Consider the following 19,934-nt stretch of genomic DNA (forward strand, 5'->3'; position numbering starts at 1 on the left):
ATGCAGGATGCTCAGCGGCGCTTGGCCATGGCATCGGTGAAACGATCGAACAGTGGCGCGACGTCGGTCGGGCCTGGGCTCGCTTCAGGGTGGCCCTGGAAGCTGAACGCGCTCTTGTCGGTACGCTCGATACCTTGCAGGGTGCCGTCGAACAGCGACTTGTGGATGGCGCGGACGTTACCCGGCAGGGTGGCTTCGTCAACGGCAAAGCCGTGGTTCTGGCTGGTGATCATGACCACGCCGGTGTCCAGGTCCTGGACCGGGTGGTTGGCACCATGGTGGCCATGGCCCATTTTCACGGTCTTGGCGCCGGAAGCCAGGGCCAGCAGCTGGTGACCGAGGCAGATGCCGAATACCGGGATCTCGGTTTCGAGGATTTCCTTGATCGCCTGGATGGCGTAGTCGCACGGCTCGGGGTCACCAGGGCCGTTGGACAGGAACACGCCGTCCGGGTTGAGTGCCAGCACTTCGCTGGCCGGGGTCTGGGCCGGCACCACGGTCACGCGGCAGCCACGGGCAACCAGCATGCGCAGAATGTTCAGCTTGACGCCATAGTCGAAGGCAACCACGTGATACGGCAGGTCGGCAGCGTCGATGGTCGGGTGGCTGTCGGTTTTCAGCTCCCACACACTGGAGCGCCATTCGTAGCGTTCCTTGGTGGAGACAACCTTGGCCAGGTCCATGCCCTTCAGGCCTGGGAAGCCACGGGCAGCGGCGATGGCGGCTTCTTCGCTGATGTTGTCACCGGCGAGGATGCAACCGTTCTGGGCGCCCTTTTCACGCAGGATACGGGTCAGGCGGCGGGTGTCGATGCCGGCGATGGCAACGACGTTGTTGGCCTTGAGGTACTCAGGCAGCGACTGGGTGTTACGCCAGTTGCTGGCCAGCAGCGGCAGGTCACGGATGACCAGGCCAGCGGACCAGACGCGGTTCGACTCGGCATCTTCCGGCGTGGTGCCGGTGTTGCCGATGTGCGGGTAGGTCAGGGTAACGATTTGCTGCGCATAGGAAGGGTCTGTAAGGATTTCCTGGTAGCCGGTCATAGCGGTGTTGAATACCACCTCACCAACGGTCTGACCGTCGGCACCAATGGCTTCACCGCGAAAAATACTGCCGTCGGCAAGGGCGAGTATGGCTGGCTTTGTCAAGAAGACCTCCCGTAAATCAAGCATGAAAGGGCGATCGCAGGTTGCAAAAAAGCGGAGTGACGTATGGACACGTCACCCCGCTTTCATGTGCTGAATTCAATTCGCTGCGCGCTTTTAGTGGACACACTAAAGCTGTAGCTTACAGAAAAGTGCGTTTTCGGTCTACCGTGGATGTGTCTCTAAAACACATGAATGCGACAGGCTGACGTCCATGTTGGTTTCTTCGCGGGCAAACCCGCGAAGAAACCAACACCGCGTAGCGGCTTAACGCAGCTCGAGCACATCCTGCATGTCGTACAGCGCAGGCTCACGCCCATCCAGCCACAGCGCCGCACGCACGGCCCCCTTGGCGAAGGTCATGCGGCTGGAGGCCTTGTGAGTGATTTCCAGGCGCTCGCCTTCGGCAGCAAACAACACGGTGTGATCGCCCACCACGTCGCCGGCCCGCACGGTAGCGAAGCCGATGGTCTTGCGATCACGCGCGCCGGTCTGGCCTTCGCGGCCATACACCGCCACTTCCTGCAGGTTACGCCCCAGCGCATTGGCAACCACTTCACCCATGCGCAATGCAGTACCCGACGGCGCATCGACCTTGTGCCGGTGGTGCGCCTCGATGATCTCGATATCGACATCATCACCCAGCACCCGCGCCGCCATATCCAGCAACTTGAGGCTAAGGTTCACACCCACACTGAAGTTGGCGGCGAACACGATTGGAATGTCCTTGCCGGCCTCGGCCAGCAACTGCTTCTCTTCGACAGAGAAGCCCGTGGTGCCAATGATCATGGCTTTGCCGTGCTTGCGGCAGAACGCCAGGTTCTTCAGGGTCACCGAAGGGTGCGTGAAGTCGATCAGCACGTCGAACTCGTCAGCCACCTTGGCCAGGTCATCGGAGAGCAACACTCCGATCCGGCCGAGGGCCGCCAGCTCACCAGCATCAGCGCCCACCAGCGAGCTGTCAGGGCGATCGATCGCCGCCGTCAGCCCAGCACCAGGGGTTTGCTGTACGGCTTCGATCAGGGTCTTGCCCATCCGCCCAGCCGCACCCATTACCGCAATACGTCGCATAGCCATTTCCTTGTCAGAGATCGCCGAAGAAGCGCTTCACGCCATCGAACCAGCCACTGGCCTTGGGCGAGTGGGAGCTGTCGCCTTCCAGCGAATCACGCAGCTCCTCGAGCAGCTCGCGCTGGCGGCGGCTGAGGTTGACCGGGGTTTCCACCGCCACGCGGCACAGCAGGTCGCCCGCACCACCACCACGTACCGGAGCAACGCCCTTGCCGCGCAAACGGAACTGCTTGCCGGTCTGGGTGCCTTCCGGAATTTTCAGCTTCACGCGGCCATCCAGGGTCGGCACTTCCAGCTCGCCGCCCAGGGCGGCATCGGTGTAGCTGATCGGCACTTCGCAGTACAGGTGCTTGCCGTCGCGCTGGAAGATCTCGTGCTCACGCACGCTGATCACCACGTACAGATCACCGGTCGGGCCACCATGGGTACCGGCCTCACCCTCGCCCGACAGGCGAATGCGGTCACCGGTATCAACACCCGCCGGCACCTTGACCGACAGCGTCTTGTATTCTTCGACACGGCCTTCGCCGTGGCACGAGGTGCACGGGTCGGTAATGATCTTGCCTTGGCCATGGCAGCGCGGGCAGGTCTGCTGCACCGAGAAGAAGCCTTGCTGCATGCGCACCTGGCCGATGCCGCCGCAGGTCGGGCAGGTCGAAGGGGTCGAACCCTTCTTGGCACCAGAACCGTCGCAAGGCTGGCAGTTGACCAAGGTAGGCACGCGAATGCTGACCGTGGTGCCGCGCACCGCTTCTTCCAGGTTCAGTTCAAGGGTGTAGCGCAGGTCGCTGCCGCGCTGGGCACCGCCACGTCCGCCACCGCGGCCGCCACCGAAGAAATCGCTGAACACATCACCGAAGATGTCGGAGAAGTTGGCGCCACCGAAGCCGGCACCGCCGCCACCCATGCTTGGGTCGACGCCAGCGTGGCCATACTGGTCGAAGGCCGCGCGCTTGCTCGCGTCAGACAGCACTTCGTAGGCCTCGTTGGCCTCCTTGAACTTGTCTTCCGACTCTTTATCGCCCGGGTTGCGGTCCGGGTGATACTTCATCGCCAGACGGCGATACGCCTTCTTGAGGTCAGCTTCGCTGGCGCCGCGCTCGACACCCAGGACCTCATAATAATCACGCTTGGACATAGGTCATTTGCACCTTGTTAGGCGTCAGGCATCTGCGCCGCGCCGTCAACACCTGCCCACCCCCAAGGAGCGCTGACAGATGCTGTAAAAATTCTCGAATTCCAGATACGCCAACGCGGGAGCAAGCCCCCGCGCGGCGACATCCTACCAGTTCACCGGCAAACACCGGTGAACTGGCCGACAACATGCAACGATTACTTCTTGTCGTCGCCTTTCACTTCTTCGAACTCGGCGTCAACCACGTCATCGTGCTTGGCTTCCGGCTCGGCCTGCTGCGCGCCACCCTGAGGCTGTTCGGCCGACTGCTCGGCGTACATCTTCTGGGCAACCGGGGCAGAGACCTTGGACAGCTCTTCGACCTTGGCGTCGATTGCGGCCTTGTCGTCGCCTTTGACAGCGGCTTCCAGGGCAACCACGGCAGCTTCGATCGCGGCCTTCTCTTCAGCAGTGACCTTGTCACCGGCATCAACGACCATCTTGCGAGTCGAGTGCACCAGCGCGTCACCCTGGTTACGGGCAGCGGCCAGTTCTTCGAACTTGCGGTCTTCCTCGGCGTTGGCCTCGGCGTCACGCACCATGCGCTCGATTTCCTCGTCCGACAGACCGGAGTTGGCCTTGATCACGATCGACTGAGCCTTGCCGGTGGCCTTGTCTTTGGCGCCAACGTGCAGGATGCCGTTGGCGTCGATGTCGAAGGTCACTTCGATCTGCGGTACACCACGTGGTGCTGGCGGAATGTCAGCCAGGTCAAACTTGCCCAGCGACTTGTTCTGCGCAGCCTGCTTACGCTCACCCTGCAGCACGTGAATGGTCACGGCGCCCTGGTTGTCATCGGCGGTCGAGAACACCTGCGACTTTTTGGTCGGGATGGTGGTGTTCTTCTCGATCAGCGCGGTCATCACGCCACCCATGGTTTCGATACCCAGGGTCAGCGGGCTGACGTCCAGCAGCAGTACGTCTTTCACGTCACCGGCCAATACCGCGCCCTGGATGGCAGCACCCATGGCAACTGCTTCGTCCGGGTTGACGTCCTTGCGCGCTTCTTTACCGAAGAAGTCAGCAACGGTTTTCTGCACCAGCGGCATACGGGTCTGGCCACCGACCAGGATCACGTCGTCGATCTTGCTGGCGTCGATGCCGGCGTCTTTCAGGGCGATGCGGCAAGGCTCGATGGTACGTTGAACCAGGTCTTCAACCAGCGACTCCAGCTTGGCGCGGGAGATTTTCACGTTCAGGTGCTTCGGACCTGTCGCATCTGCGGTGATGTACGGCAGGTTGACGTCGGTCGACTGAGTCGAGGACAGCTCGATCTTGGCTTTCTCGGCAGCTTCTTTCAGGCGCTGCAGGGCCAGCGGATCGTTCTTCAGGTCCATGCCGGACTCTTTCTTGAACTCGTCGACAAGGTAGTCGATCAGGCGCATGTCGAAGTCTTCGCCACCCAGGAAGGTGTCGCCGTTGGTGGCCAGTACTTCGAACTGATGCTCACCGTCGACTTCGGCGATTTCGATGACCGAAACGTCGAAGGTACCACCACCCAGGTCATAAACGATGACGGTGTGGTCGCCTTTGGCCTTGTCCATGCCGTAAGCCAGAGCAGCGGCGGTCGGCTCGTTGATGATGCGCTTGACGTCCAGACCAGCGATGCGGCCGGCATCCTTGGTGGCCTGGCGCTGGCTGTCGTTGAAGTAGGCCGGAACGGTGATGACCGCCTCGGTGACAGGCTCGCCGAGGTAGTCTTCGGCGGTCTTCTTCATTTTTTTCAGCACTTCGGCGCTGATTTGCGGTGGCGCCATGTCCTTGCCGCCGGCCTGTACCCAAGCGTCGCCGTTACCGCCCTTGACGATTTTGTATGGCACCAGCTTGATGTCTTTCTGCACGACCTCTTCTTCGAAGCGGCGGCCAATCAGGCGCTTCACTGCGAACAGGGTGTTGTGCGGGTTGGTCACAGCCTGGCGCTTGGCCGACTGGCCAACCAGGATTTCGCCGTCGTTGGCATAAGCCACGATCGAAGGGGTAGTACGCGCGCCTTCGGCGTTTTCGATGACCTTGACGTTACCGTTTTCCAGAATGGAGACGCACGAGTTGGTGGTCCCCAGGTCGATACCGATGATTTTGCCCATGTTAACTCTCCCGAAACTTGAATTTGGCGGCAGCGGCTACTTCGGCCAACTGCGGTAATACTTGATCGCTTGACACCTAGATGGGGATGCCCGGACTAATTTCAAGCCTTCTCGTCGATAGAAGGTTGCGGGGCAGCCGGCGCCTTGCTGACCACCACCATGGCGGGGCGCAGCAGGCGGCCATTCAGCAGGTAGCCTTTCTGGAACACGTTCAGCACGCTGTTTGGCTCTACTTCGGCGTTTTCCTGCATGGCCATGGCCTGGTGGTGCTCAGGGTTGAACGGCTGACCGTGCGGGTCGACAGCTTCGAGGTTGTAGCGCTTGAGGGTGTCCTGGAACATCTTCAGGGTCAGCTCGACGCCTTCACGAATCTGCTTGACGTGCTCGTCGTCGGCGCTGGAGTGAGCCAAGGCCAGTTCCAGGCTGTCGATCACCGGCAGCAGGTCGCTGGAGAATTTCTCGAGGGCGAACTTGCGGGCCTTGTCGACTTCCTGCTCGGCGCGGCGAATGCTGTTCTGCGCTTCTGCTGCGACACGCAGGGACTGATCCTTGGCGGCGGCCAGCTGCTCCTCGAGCTCCTGAACGCGGGCGCCGTTATCCACTGCAGCGGCTTCTTCGGCATTAAGGTCTTTCTCGTTCAGCTGATCGTCAGCCATGGGTTCTCTCCTCCGCAATTTCTGTAGTACGAGCAAAGCTCGCCGTGTCTGCCGGCTATATGGGGCCTGAAAAACCAGCTTCAAGGGGCAAGGTGGTTTTCAGGGCCGCAACAGAATCTGCCAAGGGGCATTGGCAGGCCTGAAAAAAGTACTGTATAAATAACCAGACCTGACTTTCGGGAGCCGCCCCATGCTGGTGCACCTGTCCATTCACAATTACGCCATCGTCGAGCACCTCGACCTCGAAATCGCCCGTGGCATGTCTGTCATCACCGGCGAGACCGGCGCCGGCAAATCGATCATGCTCGACGCCCTTGGCCTGGCCCTGGGCGACCGAGCCGACAGCGGTGTGGTGCGCCCCGGCACCGACAAGGCAGACATCCTCGCCACCTTCGACCTGGTGGACATCCCCGAGGCGCATGCCTGGCTGACCGAGCGCGACCTGGACAACGACGGCCTGTGCATCCTGCGCCGGGTGATCACCGCCGAAGGCCGCAGCCGCGGCTACATCAACGGCACGCCCTGCCCGCTTGGCGACCTTAAAGCGCTGGGCGAACTGCTGATCGACATCCATAGCCAGCACGAGCACCAGTCGCTGCTCAAGACCGACACCCATCGCCGCTTGCTCGACGAGTATGCGGGCGCCGTCGACCTGGCCCGCCAGGTACAGCTGGCAGCCAAGCGCTGGAACCAAACCCGCCTGGAGCTGGAGCGCCTGTCCAATTCCGGCGACGAGCAGCGCGCCCGCCACCAACTGCTCAGCTACCAACTGGAAGAACTGGACAACCTGGGCCTTGGCGAGCACGAACTGGAGCAGCTGGAACAGGAGCACAAGAACCTGACCAGCGCCGAAGCCCTGTTCGGCATCTGTCGCCAGGTCATCGACCAGTGCAGCGAGAGCGACTCGGGCAACGTGCTCAGTGCCCTCACCTCCTGCCTCAATCGTCTGGGTGCCGCCACCAACTCACCCAAGGCACTGGGCGAAGCAGCCAACCTGATCGCCAGCGCGCAAATCCAGGTCGAGGAAGCCGTGGGCGAACTCAACCGCTTCCTCGACAACTTCGATGCCGACCCGATGCGCCTGCAGGCCTTGGAAGAGCGCCTCGACACCCTCTATACGCTGGCGCGCAAACACCGCGTGCACCCCACCGAACTGCCTCACCTGCAGCAACGGCTGATGGAAGAAATCGAAGGCCTTAACGCCAGTGACGAGTCGATCGAGCGCCTGGGTGAAGAGCTTGCCGCCTTCGCCCAGCACTATAAAGAGAAGGCCCGCGAACTCAGCGGCCTGCGTCAGCAGGCAGCCCAGCAACTGGCGGGCGCCGTCGAACAGGAAATCCAGCGCCTGGGCATGCCTGGCGGTCGCTTCTGCATCGAGCTGACACCTAACGAGGGCTCCGACCTCTCACCCCATGGCCTGGAGCAGATCGAGCTGCTGGTCAGCGCAAACCCCGGCCAACCACTCAAAGGCCTGGCGAAGGTGGCCTCGGGCGGCGAACTGTCGCGTATCAGCCTGGCGATCCAGGTGATCACGGCACAGACCTCGCGCATCCCGACCCTGGTATTCGACGAAGTCGACGTGGGTATCGGCGGCCCCACTGCCGAAATCGTCGGCCAATTGCTGCGTCGCCTGGGCGAGCGTGGCCAGGTGCTGACCGTGACACACCTGCCACAGGTAGCAGCACAAGGGCATCATCACCTGTTCGTACACAAGGTGCGCAACAGTGATACCACCCACACCGCCGTGGCCAGCCTGGGCAAACGTGAGCGGGTAGAAGAAGTGGCGCGGATGCTGGGCGGCATCGACCTGACCAAAGAGTCCTTGGCGCATGCGCGCAAGATGGTGGTTTCTGGAAAGGCTTGAGCTGCTCTACCAGGCCAATGCAGTTGTTGTGAAAGCGACCTGCGTTGCCTTAAGACCCTCAGAAAGCACAAAGGCGACCCGAAGGTCGCCTTTGCTATTCATAACGATATAAATCGTTACTTCTTCTTACGCACGTACAGGACCAGATTGTGGTCCACCAGCTCGTAGCCATGCTCGGCCACGATTTCGCGCTGGCGCTTCTCGATTTCGGCATCCATGAACTCGATGACTTCACTGGTATCCACGTTCACCATATGGTCGTGGTGACCGCCATCGGCCAGTTCGAACACCGCGTGGCCGCCGTCGAAGTTGTGGCGAACCACCAGACCCGCCGCTTCGAACTGAGTCAGCACGCGATAGACGGTGGCCAGGCCCACATCTTCGCCAGCCTCCATCAGCGCCTTGTAGACATCCTCTGCACTCATGTGACGCTGCTCGGTAGAGTCGAGCATCTGAAGGATCTTTACTCGAGGCAGGGTCACCTTGAGACCGGCTTTGCGCAATTCGCTATTTTCAACCATGGTCAGCTTTCTCGCCGATGCTGCTTCGCAGCTTCTCTTAATACGGGTATGATCGGGGTTTACGTTGTCCAGCCAAGATAGTGGAAGTCGCCCACCGATGCAAAACACCAAGCTCTTGCTAACCAGCCTCACCCTAGTGGGACTGCTCGCACTCGCCGGTTGCTCGTTTCCCGGGGTTTACAAAATCGACATCCAGCAGGGCAATGTCGTCACGCAAGACATGATAGACCAATTACGCCCGGGAATGACCCGACGGCAAGTAAGGTTTATCATGGGCAACCCGCTGATTCAGGATACCTTCAACACCAACCGTTGGGATTACCTGTATAGCCTGCAGCCTGGTGGCGGTAAACGCCAGCAAGAGCGCATGAGCATCTTCTTCAACGAAAGCGACCAACTGGTCAGCCTGTCTGGCGACTTCATGCCGGGCGTAAGCCGCGACCAGGAAATCCTCGGCGGCAGCAGCGACACCACCGTCAGCCCAGCCACCGAGCCAGGCCAGGCCGAACAGCCGGCACCACAGCCGGTGGAAAAACCAGCCAAGCCTGGTTCGACCGAAGAGTCCATCCAGCGCGAAATCGATACCATCGAGACCACCCCAGTCCCGACGCCAGCACCACTGGAAACCCGGTAATCGCACAGCAGATACAAAAAAGCCCGGACCTGGTCCGGGCTTTTTTTTGCGCCTTATCCGTCAGGCATGCAATTGCTTGGCGCGCTGGCAGAAGGCATCGACCAGGGTGTTGGCTGCCTGATTGAACAGCGGCCCCAACGTGGCACGCACGATCGGCCCGGCATAATCGAAGGACAGGTCCAGGCTGATCTTGCAGGCTTTTTCACCCAGCGGTTTGAACACCCACACACCATGCAGCTGAGTGAATGGCCCCTCTTCGAGGTTCATCTCGATGGACTGCCCCGGCACCAGCACATTGCGCGTGACGAAGTGCTGGCTCATGCCGCCCTTGGCCACTTCGAGCTTGGCCCGCATGTGCGTGTCACTGGCTTCGATCACCGTCGAGGCCGAGCACCACGGCAGAAACTCAGGGTAGCTGGCCACATCGTTGACCAGATCGTAGAGCGCCTGGGCGGGGTATGGCAGCAGGGCGGAGCGTTGAATATGGGTAGTCATCCAGGCGTCACTTCCAAGGCTGGGTGGCGGCGCTTCGCAGCGTGCCGAAAACAGGTTCTGTGCGTATGACAGGGGTTGTATTGTCCGGTATTCATTCCGGTGGCTCAAGCACACCGAAATCCCATAGCGGACGACGCGCGGACTTGCCTATAATGCCGCCCCTATGGCTAAGCAAAAAAAACATCCGACCGGGACCATCGCGCAAAACAAGAAAGCGCGACACGATTACTTCATCGAACACAAGTTCGAGGCCGGGCTGGTCCTGTCCGGCTGGGAAGTAAAAAGCCTGCGAGCTGGCAAGGCGCACCTGACCGACAGCTACGTGCTGCTCAAGGACGGTGAAGCCTGGCTGTTCGGCAGCCACATCACTCCGCTGACCACCGCCAGCACCCACGTCATCGCCGACCCCATCCGCACCCGCAAGCTGCTGCTGAACAAGCGCGAGCTTGAGCGCCTGGAAGCGGCCGTGGCGCAAAAAGGCTACACCTGCGTGGCCTTGGCGCTGTACTGGAGCAAGCACCTGATCAAGTGCGAAATCGCACTGGGCAAGGGCAAGAAGGAGTTCGACAAGCGCGACACCATGCGCGAGCGCGACTCCAACCGCGAGCTGCAGCGGGCTGTGCGGAACAAGGGCAAGGAAGACTAGATCTTCTTTCGCCTGTTCGGCCCTCTTCGCGGGTAAACCCGCCCCCATAGGTATATCACTGCCCTTGAAGGCTGTGAGAACCCTGTGGGAGCGGGTTCACCCGCGAAGAGGCCAGCACTGCCACCACAAATCTCAACGCCCGCTACGCCGCTCTGCCCGCGCCACCCGCTGCGCCTCTTCGTGCGCCTCTTCCAGCACCTCCTGCACATACAGAATGTGCCGGCTGGACACCTCGCGCGCATCCTCCGCCCTGCCCTCGACAATCGCCAGGTACAGCTCCCGGTGCTGACTGATCAGCATGTCCCGGGTTTCGGTGCGCTGCTGGTACATGCCGCCAATGTTAGTCACCACGTTGCGCTTGAGCAGGTCGAACAACCCCCGAATGGTATGCAGCAACACTGCGTTATGGCTGGCCTCGGCAATCGCCAAGTGGAAGCGTGCATCCGCCGCGCCCTCCTCCGCCCGGGTCACTTCGTCGACCCTGGCATAGCAGTCCTGCAACACATCGAAGGCCGCCTTCAGCCGCGCTCGGTCAGGCTCGGTGGCACGTTGGGCAGCATAGTAGGCACACGACGCCTCCAGGGTATGGCGGAATTCGAGCAGGTCACGCTGCGCCTCAGCACTGTGCTCGAGCAACTGCAGCAATGGGTCGCTGAAGGTGGACCCCAGCGACTCGGCAACAAAATTGCCCCCGCCCTGACGGCTGACCAGCAGCCCTTTGGCCACCAGCTTCTGGATCGCCTCACGCAGTGACGGGCGGGACACACCAAATTGCTCGGCAAGGACGCGCTCGGCCGGCAGCCGCTGCCCCGAGGTCAGCGTGCCTTCCAGAATCATCCCTTCCAACCGATCGACAATGTCGTCGGACAGGCGCCGTTGGCGGACCTGATCAAAAACCATCACATGCTCTCCACAAACCCCCAGCAAATTTCAGGGGGCGCCTATTCTCGCCGATCCAGGACGCGCACACACCCATCAAGCCGCGATTTTCCCAGCGCATCAGGTGCCCGCTCATCGGCACGCGACCAAAGTTTTGCGCAGGACAAATTGACACACCCACGACAGCGCTTTTAACCTAGCGACCAGCCATTGTAAATTGGTCTTACCAATTATCCAATGCCAGTGCTGACCAACAACAATTAGGGGCCACCCCATATGCAAACCTGGCAACAACTCTATAGCCCGCTTGGTAGTCTTGGCCTGTCCGCACTGGCGGCGGTCATCCCCATCGTGTTCTTCTTCCTGGCCCTCGCCGTGTTCCGCCTCAAGGGCCACGTAGCGGGCAGCATCACCCTCGCGTTGTCGATCCTGGTGGCGATCTTCGCCTTCCAGATGCCTGTCGACATGGCCTTCGCCGCCGCGGGTTACGGCTTCCTCTACGGCCTCTGGCCAATTGCCTGGATCATCGTTGCCGCGGTGTTCCTGTACAAACTCACGGTCAAGAGCGGCCAGTTCGAGGTGATCCGCAGCTCGGTGCTGTCGATTACCGACGACCAGCGCCTGCAAGTACTGCTGATCGGCTTCTGCTTCGGTGCCTTCCTGGAAGGCGCTGCAGGCTTTGGCGCACCCGTGGCAATCACTGCCGCGCTGCTGGTGGGCCTGGGCTTCAACCCGCTGTACGCCGCCGGCCTGTGCCTGATCGCCAATACCGCACCGGTGGCCTTCGGCGCCCTGGGCATCCCGATCATCGTGGCCGGCCAGGTCACCGGCATCGACGCCTTCCACATCGGCGCCATGACCGGCCGCCAGCTGCCACTGCTGTCGCTGTTCGTGCCGTTCTGGCTGGTGTTCATGATGGACGGCCTGCGCGGCGTGAAGGAAACCTGGCCTGCCGCGCTGGTCGCCGGCCTGAGCTTCGCCGTCACCCAGTACTTCACTTCGAACTTCATCGGCCCAGAGCTGCCAGACATCACCTCGGCACTGGCCAGCCTGATCTGCCTCACCCTGTTCCTGAAGGTCTGGCAGCCCAAGCGTTCGTTCAGCGAAGCCAAGGGCAGCGTCGGCGCCGCCGTGGTGCAGCCAAGCGGCAGCCAGCCTAGCCCGTACAGCTTTGGCGAGATCTTCAAGGCCTGGTCGCCGTTCCTGATCCTGACCGTACTGGTCACCATCTGGACCCTGAAGCCGTTCAAGGCAGCGTTCGCCCCAGGCGGCGCGATGTACAACTTCGTGTTCAACTTCGCCATCCCACACCTCGACCAGCTGGTGATCAAGACCGCACCGATCGTTGCCGCGCCGACCGCCATGCCTGCGGTGTTCAAGCTCGACCCGATCTCCGCCACCGGCACCGCGATCTTCCTCTCGGCACTGATCTCCATGGCGGTGCTGAAGATCAACTTCAAAACTGGTCTTACCACTTTCAAAGAAACCTTCTGGGAACTGCGCTGGCCGATTCTGTCGATCGGCATGGTGCTGGCCTTCGCCTTCGTCACCAACTACTCCGGCATGTCCTCGACCATGGCCCTGGTGCTGGCCGGCACCGGCGCTGCATTCCCGTTCTTCTCGCCGTTCCTCGGCTGGCTGGGCGTGTTCCTGACTGGCTCGGACACCTCGTCCAACGCCCTGTTCAGCTCGCTGCAGGCCACCACCGCGCACCAGATCGGGGTTAACGACACCCTGCTGGTAGCGGCCAACACCAGCGGCGGCGTGACCGGCAAGATGATCTCGCCGCAATCGATCGCCGTGGCCTGCGCCGCCACCGGCCTGGTGGGCAAGGAATCGGACCTGTTCCGCTTCACCGTCAAGCACAGCCTGTTCTTCGCCACCATCGTCGGCCTGATCACCCTGATCCAGGCTTACTGGCTGACCGGCATGCTGGTTCATCACTAAAGTGAAAGGGGCCGGGCGCCATCGCGCGCCCGGCACTCCCCACAAGCAACGCTGCGAGAATCCATGATCATTTCTGCCTCTACCGACTATCGCGCCGCGGCCCAACGCAAGCTGCCTCCCTTCCTGTTCCACTACGCCGATGGCGGCGCCTACGCCGAGCACACCCTGCGCCACAACGTCTCGGACCTGGCCAGCATTGCCCTGCGCCAGCGCGTGCTGAACAACATGTCCGAGCTCAGCCTTTCCACCCGCCTGTTCGACGAAACCCTGAGCATGCCGGTGGCCCTGGCCCCGGTCGGCCTCACCGGCATGTACGCCCGCCGTGGCGAAGTGCAGGCGGCGCGTGCGGCGGCCGCCCATGGCATCCCGTTCACCATGTCCACGGTGTCGGTGTGCCCGATCGAAGAAGTGGCGCCCGCCATCGACCGGCCGATGTGGTTCCAGCTGTATGTGCTCAAGGACCGCGGCTTCATGCGTAACGCCCTGGAGCGGGCCAAGGCTGCCGGGGTCAAGACCCTGGTATTCACCGTCGACATGCCAGTGCCCGGCGCCCGCTACCGCGACGCCCACTCCGGCATGAGCGGCAAGAACGGCCCGCTGCGCCGCGTGCTGCAAGCCATGACCCACCCAGAGTGGGCATGGGATGTCGGCGTGATGGGCCGCCCGCATGACCTGGGCAACATTTCCAAATACCGTGGCAACCCAACCGGCCTTGCCGACTACATCGGCTGGCTGGGCAACAACTTCGACCCGTCCATTTCCTGGAAAGACCTGGAATGGATTCGTGAGTACTGGGACGGCCCGATGATCATCAAGGGCATCCTCGACGCCGACGACGCCCGCGATGCGGTCAAGTTCGGTGCCGACGGTATCGTCGTGTCCAACCACGGCGGGCGTCAGCTCGACGGCGTGCTGTCCAGTGCCCGCGCCCTTCCGGCGATTGCCGACGCGGTCAAGGGCGACCTCAAGATTCTGGCCGACTCCGGCATTCGCAGCGGCCTCGACGTGGTGCGCATGATCGCCCTGGGCGCCGACACCGTCTTGATCGGCCGCGCCTTCCTCTACGCCCTTGCCGTGCATGGCCAGGCTGGCGTGAAGAACTTGCTGGAGCTGTTCGAGAAAGAAATGCGCGTGGCCATGGTGCTGACCGGTGCCAAGTCGATCAGCGAGATCACCCGTGACTCGCTGGTACGCGAACTGGGCGCCTGACCGCCTGCAAGAACGACCGCCTGATTGACCCGGGGCATGTGGCGCACAGACGCCACAGCCCCGCGAGGAGATTGCATGAGCCTGCCCGCCGCGTTCCTGCGTGATGCCGAGCGCCTGATACCCGCCGAACGCCGCTTCGACGACCCCACTTCCACCCTGGCCTTCGGCACCGACGCCAGCTTCTACCGGTTGATCCCCAAGCTGGTGGTACGCGTCGAGTCCGAGGACGAAGTGGTCGGCCTGATCAAACTGGCCCAGCGCGAGCGGGTGCCGGTCACCTTCCGCGCCGCCGGCACCAGCCTGTCCGGCCAGGCCATCACTGACTCGGTGCTGATCGTACTCGGCGACAGCTGGGGGGTAAGGAAATCCGCGGCCAAGGCGAGCAGATCCGCCTGCAACCTGGCGTGATCGGCGCCCAGGCCAACGCCTGGCTGGCCCCCTTCGGCCGCAAGATCGGCCCGGACCCGGCCTCGATCAACGCCTGCAAGATCGGCGGCATCGTCGCCAACAACGCCAGTGGCATGTGCTGCGGCACCGCGCAGAACACCTACCACACCCTGGCCGGCCTGCGCCTGGTGCTGGCCGACGGCACCCGCCTGGACAGCGAAGACCCGGCCAGCGTGGCCGCCTTCGAAACCAGCCACGCCGAGCTGCTGGAGGCGCTGGCCCGCCTGGGCCGCGCAACCCGCGCCAACACCGCGCTGGCCGAACGCATCCGGCACAAATACCGGCTGAAGAACACCACCGGCCTGTCACTGAACGCACTGGTGGACTACGACCAGCCGCTGGATATCCTGCAACACCTGCTGGTTGGCTCCGAAGGCACCCTGGGCTTCATCAGCGCCGTCACCTACGACACTGTGCCCGACCACCCGCACAAGGCCAGCGCCCTGCTGGTGTTCCCCAGCGTCGAAAGCTGCTGCCGCGCGGTGACCGTGCTCAAGCACCAGCCAGTCTCGGCCGTGGAACTGCTCGACCGCCGCAGCCTGCGCTCGGTGCAGAACATGCCTGGCATGCCGCTGTGGGTAAAAGGCCTGTCGGACAACGCCTGCGCCTTGCTGATCGAGTCCCGCGCCGCCAGCCAAAGCCTGCTGCACGAGCAACTGCAACAGGTGATGGCCTCGATCGCCGACTACCCACTGGAACAACAGGTGGACTTCAGCGAAGACCCGGCCGTGTACAACCAGCTGTGGAAAATCCGCAAGGACACCTTCCCCGCTGTCGGCGCTGTGCGTCAGACCGGCACCACAGTCATCATCGAAGACGTCACCTTCCCCGTCGAACAGCTGGCCGAAGGCGTCAACCGCCTGATCCAGCTGTTCGACAAGCACCGCTATGACGAAGCGATCATTTTCGGCCATGCACTGGAAGGCAACCTGCACTTCGTCTTCACCCAGGGCTTCAACAGCGCCGAAGAAGTCACCCGTTACCAGGCGTTCATGGACGACGTGGCGCAACTGGTGGCGGTGGAGTTCGGTGGCTCGCTCAAGGCCGAGCACGGCACCGGGCGCAACATGGCGCCGTTCGTGGAGCTGGAATGGGGCCATGACGCCTACCAGCTGATGTGGCAGCTCAAGCGCCTGCTCGACCCCAACGGCATTCTCAACCCCGACGTGGTGCTGAGCGAAGACCCGGACATCCACCTGAAAAACCTCAAGCCACTGCCTGCCGCCGACGAAATCGTCGACAAGTGCATCGAATGCGGCTTCTGCGAACCGGTGTGCCCGTCCAAGGGCCTGACCCTCAGCCCACGCCAGCGCATCGTCATGTGGCGTGACATCAAGGCCAAGCAACGCGCCGGCATCGACACCCGCGAACTGATGCAGACCTACCAGTACCAGGGCATCGACACCTGCGCCGCCACTGGCCTATGTGCCCAGCGCTGCCCGGTCGGCATCAACACCGGCGAACTGGTGAAGAAACTGTGTAGCCAGGCCGCCGACCACAAAAAAACCGCCGACTGGCTGGCCGAACATTTCCACACCGCCCTGAGCGGTGCGCGCCTGACACTCACTGCCGCCAACACCGCCCGCAAGCTGCTGGGTGCCCCGCGCCTGGGCCGCTTGAGCGCCTCGCTGAGCAAAGCCAGCAAAGGCCGCCTGCCACAGTGGACCCGGCCATGCCGCAACCGCTGCGCCCGATCAGCTTCGGCCCGGCCAGCAACGATGCCCGCCCCCGCGTGGTGTACCTGGCGGCCTGCGTTTCACGGGTGATGGGCCCGGCCTACGCCGACCGCGAACAAAGCTCGCTGCTGGACAAAACCCGCGCCCTGCTGGAAAAGGCCGGCTACCAAGTGGTGTTCCCCGACAACGCCGACAGCTTGTGCTGCGGCCAGCCGTTCGCCTCCAAGGGCTACCCCGAGCAGGCCGAACACAAGCGCCAGGAACTGATCAACGCCCTGTTGCACGCCAGCCGTGGCGGCCTCGACCCGATCTACTGCGACACCAGCCCCTGCACCCTGCGCCTGGTGCAAGACCTGGGCGACAACCGGCTGGACCTGTACGACCCGGTGCGCTTCATTCGCACCCACCTGCTCGACCGCCTGGAATTCACCCCCCAGGACGAACCCGTAGCCGTGCACGTGACCTGCAGCACCCAGCATCTGGGTGAAAGCCAGGCGCTGATCGACCTGGCGCGGCGTTGCAGCAAACAGGTGGTCATCCCCGAAGGCATTCATTGCTGCGGCTTTGCCGGCGACAAAGGCTTCACCACCCCCGAGCTGAACGCCCATTCGCTGCGCAGCCTGAAAGATGCCGTGCAGTATTGCAGCGAAGGCATCTCCACCAGCCGCACCTGCGAAATCGGCCTGTCGAGCCACAGCGGCATCGACTACCACGGCCTGGTCTACCTAGTAGACCGCGTCACCCGCCCCCGCAGCATCTGAAGGCTGGCACCTTCACCTTTGTAGGAGCGGCCTTGTGTCGCGATCGGGCCGCAAAGCGGCCCCACGATTTATGCACCCACGCTGACATCCTAGGGCTGCTTCGCAGCCCGATCGCGACACAAGGCCGCTCCTACACAGGTACAGCGCAAGCCCGGGCCAAGCACGGTCCAGTGGGAGCGGCTTCAGCCGCGAACACCGGCAAAGCCGGTGCCATCCCCCTCTCATATCGCCCCGCCACCATCCCGATTGAACCCCCGCCAATCCCCCACAGTCCACCTTACAGGCCCACCTTCCAGAGGCCCCAGAGGAGACACCCATGAAAGGTACCGCGCTTTCGGCCCTGTTCGCGGCCGCCACCCTGCTGGCTTCGCCGGTGTTCGCCGCCGAAGACCTTTGCACCACCAACCTGCAAAAGATCGACGACAGCATGGCCACTGCCGGCGCCACCTCCGAGGGCCTGGACAAAGCCATCACCGAGCACGTCGACAAAGCCAAGGCCGCCCAGGCCTCGGGCGACACCAAGGAATGCATCGCCATCACCAGCAAAGTGCTGGAGCGCCTGGAAAAAACCGAGAAAGGCAGCGGCACCGGCAGCGGCGGTGCGTAAGCCCGAAGGCGGGCGACAGGACCGGCTGTCGACGTCGCCCGCGCAATGCCGTATACTCCATCCCACGCGCCGTAAGGTGCGTTAGCGTAACGCTAGTGTGGGGCCGATTAGGATTCGACGCCGGTAGCGAAACTCTAGGTGCATGCCGAGTTGGTAACAGAACTCGTAAATCCACTGTTGCAACTTTTATAGTTGCCAATGACGAAAACTACGGCGCGGAGTTCAAGCTGGCCGCTTAAGCGGTCCTCTTGACCCGTTGCTTCTGGTAGCTTCGGCTCCAGCAATCACTAGGGGATGCCTGTAAACCCGAACTGATTGTCATACAGAACAGGATCGTCGCGTAGCACGTTGTGGGCGAAGTGACTAAAACTTACACAACTCATCCAAAGCACCCTGCCCGTCGGGCGGCTGCGGATTAAATCAGTAGACACGGCTAAGCATGTAGTACCGACAGCGGAGTACTGGCGGACGGGGGTTCAAATCCCCCCGGCTCCACCAAATGATCAATCAAAGACGTCCACGGACGTCTTTTTTTTGTGCCTGGAAGTCAGTGAAATCAAGGGCTTACTGCTCTTTTGAGGACCACAATGGTTTTTTGAGTTCCAGCCATCCCGGTATTCCCGGTGGTATTCCAGCCTACCTGGGGCTAATCTTGGGAATACCAAAAGGTGTCATGGAGCTTCTCCCATGTGCGCTCAAACAGCTCGCCTCTCCGACCGCCAGCTCAAGGCAGTCAAGCCCAAAGACAAGGACTATGTCCTCACGGATGGCGACGGCCTCCAGCTCCGAGTCCGGGTCAACCGCTCGATGCAGTGGAATTTCAACTACAGGCATCCGGTCACCAAAAATCGAATCAACATGGCGCTCGGCTCCTACCCTGAGGTCTCTCTGGCGCAAGCTCGGCGGAAAGCGGTTGAGGCTAGGGAAGTACTTGCGCAGGGGATTGATCCCAAAGCTCAGCGCAATGAGCTCGCGCAGGCCAAGCTAGCCGAGACGGAACATACGTTCGAGAAAGTAGCTAGCGCCTGGTTCGAGCTGAAAAAGGACTCGGTCACGCCGGCCTATGCTGAGGACATCTGGCGCTCACTCACTCTGCACGTTTTCCCGAGTATGAAATCGACTCCGATCTCGGAAGTCAGCGCACCGATGGTGATAAAGATCCTTCGCCCTATAGAAGCCAAAGGCAGCTTGGAAACGGTGAAGCGTCTTAGCCAGCGCCTCAACGAGATCATGACCTATGGGGTCAATTCGGGAATGATCTTCGCGAACCCGCTCAGCGGGATTCGGGCGGTATTCAAGAAACCGAAGAAAGAAAACATGGCGGCGCTACCACCCGAGGAGCTTCCTGAACTCATGCTGGAAATAGCGAACGCCAGTATCAAGCGCACGACCCGCTGCCTGATCGAATGGCAGTTGCACACCATGACTCGCCCCGCCGAGGCGGCGACTACTCGTTGGGCAGACATCGATTTTGAAAGGCGTGTCTGGACCATCCCACCGGAGCGGATGAAGAAGCGCCGACCGCACAGCATCCCGTTGAGCGATCAAGCCATGTCATTGCTGGAGATACTGAGGTCCCACAGTGGTCATCGAGAATACGTCTTCCCGGCAGACCGAAACCCTCGTACTCATGCCAATAGCCAGACCGCCAACATGGCGTTGAAACGCATGGGCTTCCAGGACCGCTTGGTCAGCCACGGCATGCGCTCGATGGCCAGCACCATATTGAATGAACATGGGTGGGACCCGGAGCTCATCGAAGTGGCGCTGGCGCACGTCGACAAGGATGAGGTGCGCAGTGCCTACAACCGAGCCGACTACATCGAGCGACGGCGGCCGATGATGGCTTGGTGGAGCGAGTACATTCTGAAGGCGTCGACGGGCAATCTCTCGGCCAGCGCGATGAATGTGGCTAGGGATCGGAACGTAGTACCCATCCGATAGGGCGCGGCGACAACGGCGACACTGGCGACAGACCGCGTGCCATCTACATCCTTGCCGTCTGAGCGGATGGCGACAGTCGCCAACTCGCCTCGATTTTGGCTTCTCCGGCTAAGCCCGTGAGCATGGGGAGGCTTCGCATCCCCATGCTCACGGGCTAACACTAGAAAAGCGACA

Annotated in this window: 15 protein-coding genes, 1 other RNA gene and 1 pseudogene; 9 read left to right on the plus strand and 8 right to left on the minus strand. The window is 61.9% G+C overall.

Annotation, left to right across the window (positions count from 1 at the left end):
- Positions 1 to 11: 11 nt before the first annotated feature.
- From carA to grpE, 5 genes are all read right to left on the minus strand, one after another.
- Complete coding sequence (gene carA, locus AB5975_06450) at positions 12 to 1,148, minus strand: glutamine-hydrolyzing carbamoyl-phosphate synthase small subunit (GenBank protein XDR21498.1); 1,137 nt, start codon at positions 1,146 to 1,148, stop codon at positions 12 to 14.
- 264 nt (positions 1,149 to 1,412) lie between these two features.
- Positions 1,413 to 2,216, minus strand: a complete 804-nt coding sequence (dapB, locus tag AB5975_06455) for a 4-hydroxy-tetrahydrodipicolinate reductase (GenBank protein XDR21499.1) — start codon at positions 2,214 to 2,216, stop codon at positions 1,413 to 1,415.
- A gap of 13 nt (positions 2,217 to 2,229) precedes the next feature.
- A complete protein-coding gene (dnaJ, locus tag AB5975_06460; protein XDR21500.1) occupies positions 2,230 to 3,354 on the minus strand; it encodes a molecular chaperone DnaJ in 1,125 nt (374 codons plus the stop codon).
- Positions 3,355 to 3,548: 194 nt separating this feature from the next.
- Positions 3,549 to 5,474 carry a molecular chaperone DnaK gene (gene dnaK / locus AB5975_06465; protein XDR21501.1) on the minus strand — a complete coding sequence of 642 codons (1,926 nt, stop codon included), beginning with the start codon at positions 5,472 to 5,474 and terminating at the stop codon, positions 3,549 to 3,551.
- A gap of 101 nt (positions 5,475 to 5,575) precedes the next feature.
- Positions 5,576 to 6,130, minus strand: coding sequence for a nucleotide exchange factor GrpE (gene grpE / locus AB5975_06470; GenBank protein ID XDR21502.1), 555 nt, complete (start codon positions 6,128 to 6,130; stop codon positions 5,576 to 5,578).
- Between the two features lie 190 nt (positions 6,131 to 6,320).
- Between grpE and recN the strand changes: the two genes are divergently transcribed.
- Positions 6,321 to 7,994, plus strand: coding sequence for a DNA repair protein RecN (recN, locus tag AB5975_06475; protein XDR21503.1), 1,674 nt, complete (start codon positions 6,321 to 6,323; stop codon positions 7,992 to 7,994).
- Positions 7,995 to 8,110: 116 nt separating this feature from the next.
- Here the strand turns inward: recN and fur are convergent, their stop codons facing one another.
- Positions 8,111 to 8,515 carry a ferric iron uptake transcriptional regulator gene (fur, locus tag AB5975_06480; protein XDR21504.1) on the minus strand — a complete coding sequence of 135 codons (405 nt, stop codon included), beginning with the start codon at positions 8,513 to 8,515 and terminating at the stop codon, positions 8,111 to 8,113.
- 97 nt (positions 8,516 to 8,612) lie between these two features.
- On the opposite strand from fur, the gene AB5975_06485 reads away from it, so the two are divergent.
- Positions 8,613 to 9,149: an outer membrane protein assembly factor BamE gene (locus AB5975_06485; protein ID XDR21505.1), complete on the plus strand. Its 537-nt coding sequence runs from the start codon at positions 8,613 to 8,615 to the stop codon at positions 9,147 to 9,149.
- A gap of 60 nt (positions 9,150 to 9,209) precedes the next feature.
- Here the strand turns inward: AB5975_06485 and AB5975_06490 are convergent, their stop codons facing one another.
- Positions 9,210 to 9,644, minus strand: a complete 435-nt coding sequence (locus tag AB5975_06490; GenBank protein ID XDR21506.1) for a type II toxin-antitoxin system RatA family toxin — start codon at positions 9,642 to 9,644, stop codon at positions 9,210 to 9,212.
- 163 nt (positions 9,645 to 9,807) lie between these two features.
- Here AB5975_06490 and smpB point away from each other — a divergent pair, with 163 nt between their 5' ends.
- Positions 9,808 to 10,290 (plus strand): SsrA-binding protein SmpB, encoded by a 483-nt coding sequence (gene smpB, locus AB5975_06495; GenBank protein XDR21507.1) that lies wholly within the window; start codon positions 9,808 to 9,810, stop codon positions 10,288 to 10,290.
- Between the two features lie 132 nt (positions 10,291 to 10,422).
- Here the strand turns inward: smpB and AB5975_06500 are convergent, their stop codons facing one another.
- Positions 10,423 to 11,190, minus strand: a complete 768-nt coding sequence (locus AB5975_06500) for an FCD domain-containing protein (GenBank protein XDR21508.1) — start codon at positions 11,188 to 11,190, stop codon at positions 10,423 to 10,425.
- Between the two features lie 255 nt (positions 11,191 to 11,445).
- Here AB5975_06500 and AB5975_06505 point away from each other — a divergent pair, with 255 nt between their 5' ends.
- From AB5975_06505 to AB5975_06530, 6 genes and pseudogenes are all read left to right on the plus strand, one after another.
- Positions 11,446 to 13,116: a lactate permease LctP family transporter gene (locus AB5975_06505; GenBank protein XDR21509.1), complete on the plus strand. Its 1,671-nt coding sequence runs from the start codon at positions 11,446 to 11,448 to the stop codon at positions 13,114 to 13,116.
- A gap of 63 nt (positions 13,117 to 13,179) precedes the next feature.
- Positions 13,180 to 14,325 carry an FMN-dependent L-lactate dehydrogenase LldD gene (gene lldD / locus AB5975_06510; protein XDR21510.1) on the plus strand — a complete coding sequence of 382 codons (1,146 nt, stop codon included), beginning with the start codon at positions 13,180 to 13,182 and terminating at the stop codon, positions 14,323 to 14,325.
- Between the two features lie 75 nt (positions 14,326 to 14,400).
- Positions 14,401 to 17,209, plus strand: a pseudogene (locus AB5975_06515) (FAD-binding and (Fe-S)-binding domain-containing protein).
- Positions 17,210 to 17,525: 316 nt separating this feature from the next.
- On the plus strand, positions 17,526 to 17,816 hold the full coding sequence (locus AB5975_06520; protein ID XDR21511.1) for a hypothetical protein: 291 nt from the start codon (positions 17,526 to 17,528) through the stop codon (positions 17,814 to 17,816).
- A gap of 99 nt (positions 17,817 to 17,915) precedes the next feature.
- Positions 17,916 to 18,314, plus strand: a transfer-messenger RNA (tmRNA) gene (gene ssrA, locus AB5975_06525).
- Positions 18,315 to 18,503: 189 nt separating this feature from the next.
- Positions 18,504 to 19,760, plus strand: coding sequence for an integrase domain-containing protein (locus tag AB5975_06530; protein XDR21512.1), 1,257 nt, complete (start codon positions 18,504 to 18,506; stop codon positions 19,758 to 19,760).
- Positions 19,761 to 19,934 lie beyond the last annotated feature (174 nt).

Origin of the sequence: Pseudomonas putida (genome assembly GCA_041071465.1) — a bacterium.
GTDB classification, from domain to species: domain Bacteria; phylum Pseudomonadota; class Gammaproteobacteria; order Pseudomonadales; family Pseudomonadaceae; genus Aquipseudomonas; species Aquipseudomonas putida_P.

Bases quoted from the DNA above. Each gene is read 5' to 3' on its own strand.
- dapB (XDR21499.1), bottom strand. From the start codon at position 2,216: ATGCGACGTATTGCGGTAATGGGTGCGGCTGGGCGGATGGGCAAGACC.
- dnaJ (XDR21500.1), bottom strand. From the start codon at position 3,354: ATGTCCAAGCGTGATTATTATGAGGTCCTGGGTGTCGAGCGCGGCGCC.
- dnaK (XDR21501.1), bottom strand. From the start codon at position 5,474: ATGGGCAAAATCATCGGTATCGACCTGGGGACCACCAACTCGTGCGTC.
- grpE (XDR21502.1), bottom strand. From the start codon at position 6,130: ATGGCTGACGATCAGCTGAACGAGAAAGACCTTAATGCCGAAGAAGCC.
- recN (XDR21503.1), top strand. From the start codon at position 6,321: ATGCTGGTGCACCTGTCCATTCACAATTACGCCATCGTCGAGCACCTC.
- fur (XDR21504.1), bottom strand. From the start codon at position 8,515: ATGGTTGAAAATAGCGAATTGCGCAAAGCCGGTCTCAAGGTGACCCTG.
- AB5975_06485 (XDR21505.1), top strand. From the start codon at position 8,613: ATGCAAAACACCAAGCTCTTGCTAACCAGCCTCACCCTAGTGGGACTG.
- AB5975_06490 (XDR21506.1), bottom strand. From the start codon at position 9,644: ATGACTACCCATATTCAACGCTCCGCCCTGCTGCCATACCCCGCCCAG.
- smpB (XDR21507.1), top strand. From the start codon at position 9,808: ATGGCTAAGCAAAAAAAACATCCGACCGGGACCATCGCGCAAAACAAG.
- AB5975_06500 (XDR21508.1), bottom strand. From the start codon at position 11,190: ATGGTTTTTGATCAGGTCCGCCAACGGCGCCTGTCCGACGACATTGTC.
- AB5975_06505 (XDR21509.1), top strand. From the start codon at position 11,446: ATGCAAACCTGGCAACAACTCTATAGCCCGCTTGGTAGTCTTGGCCTG.
- lldD (XDR21510.1), top strand. From the start codon at position 13,180: ATGATCATTTCTGCCTCTACCGACTATCGCGCCGCGGCCCAACGCAAG.
- AB5975_06520 (XDR21511.1), top strand. From the start codon at position 17,526: ATGAAAGGTACCGCGCTTTCGGCCCTGTTCGCGGCCGCCACCCTGCTG.
- AB5975_06530 (XDR21512.1), top strand. From the start codon at position 18,504: ATGTGCGCTCAAACAGCTCGCCTCTCCGACCGCCAGCTCAAGGCAGTC.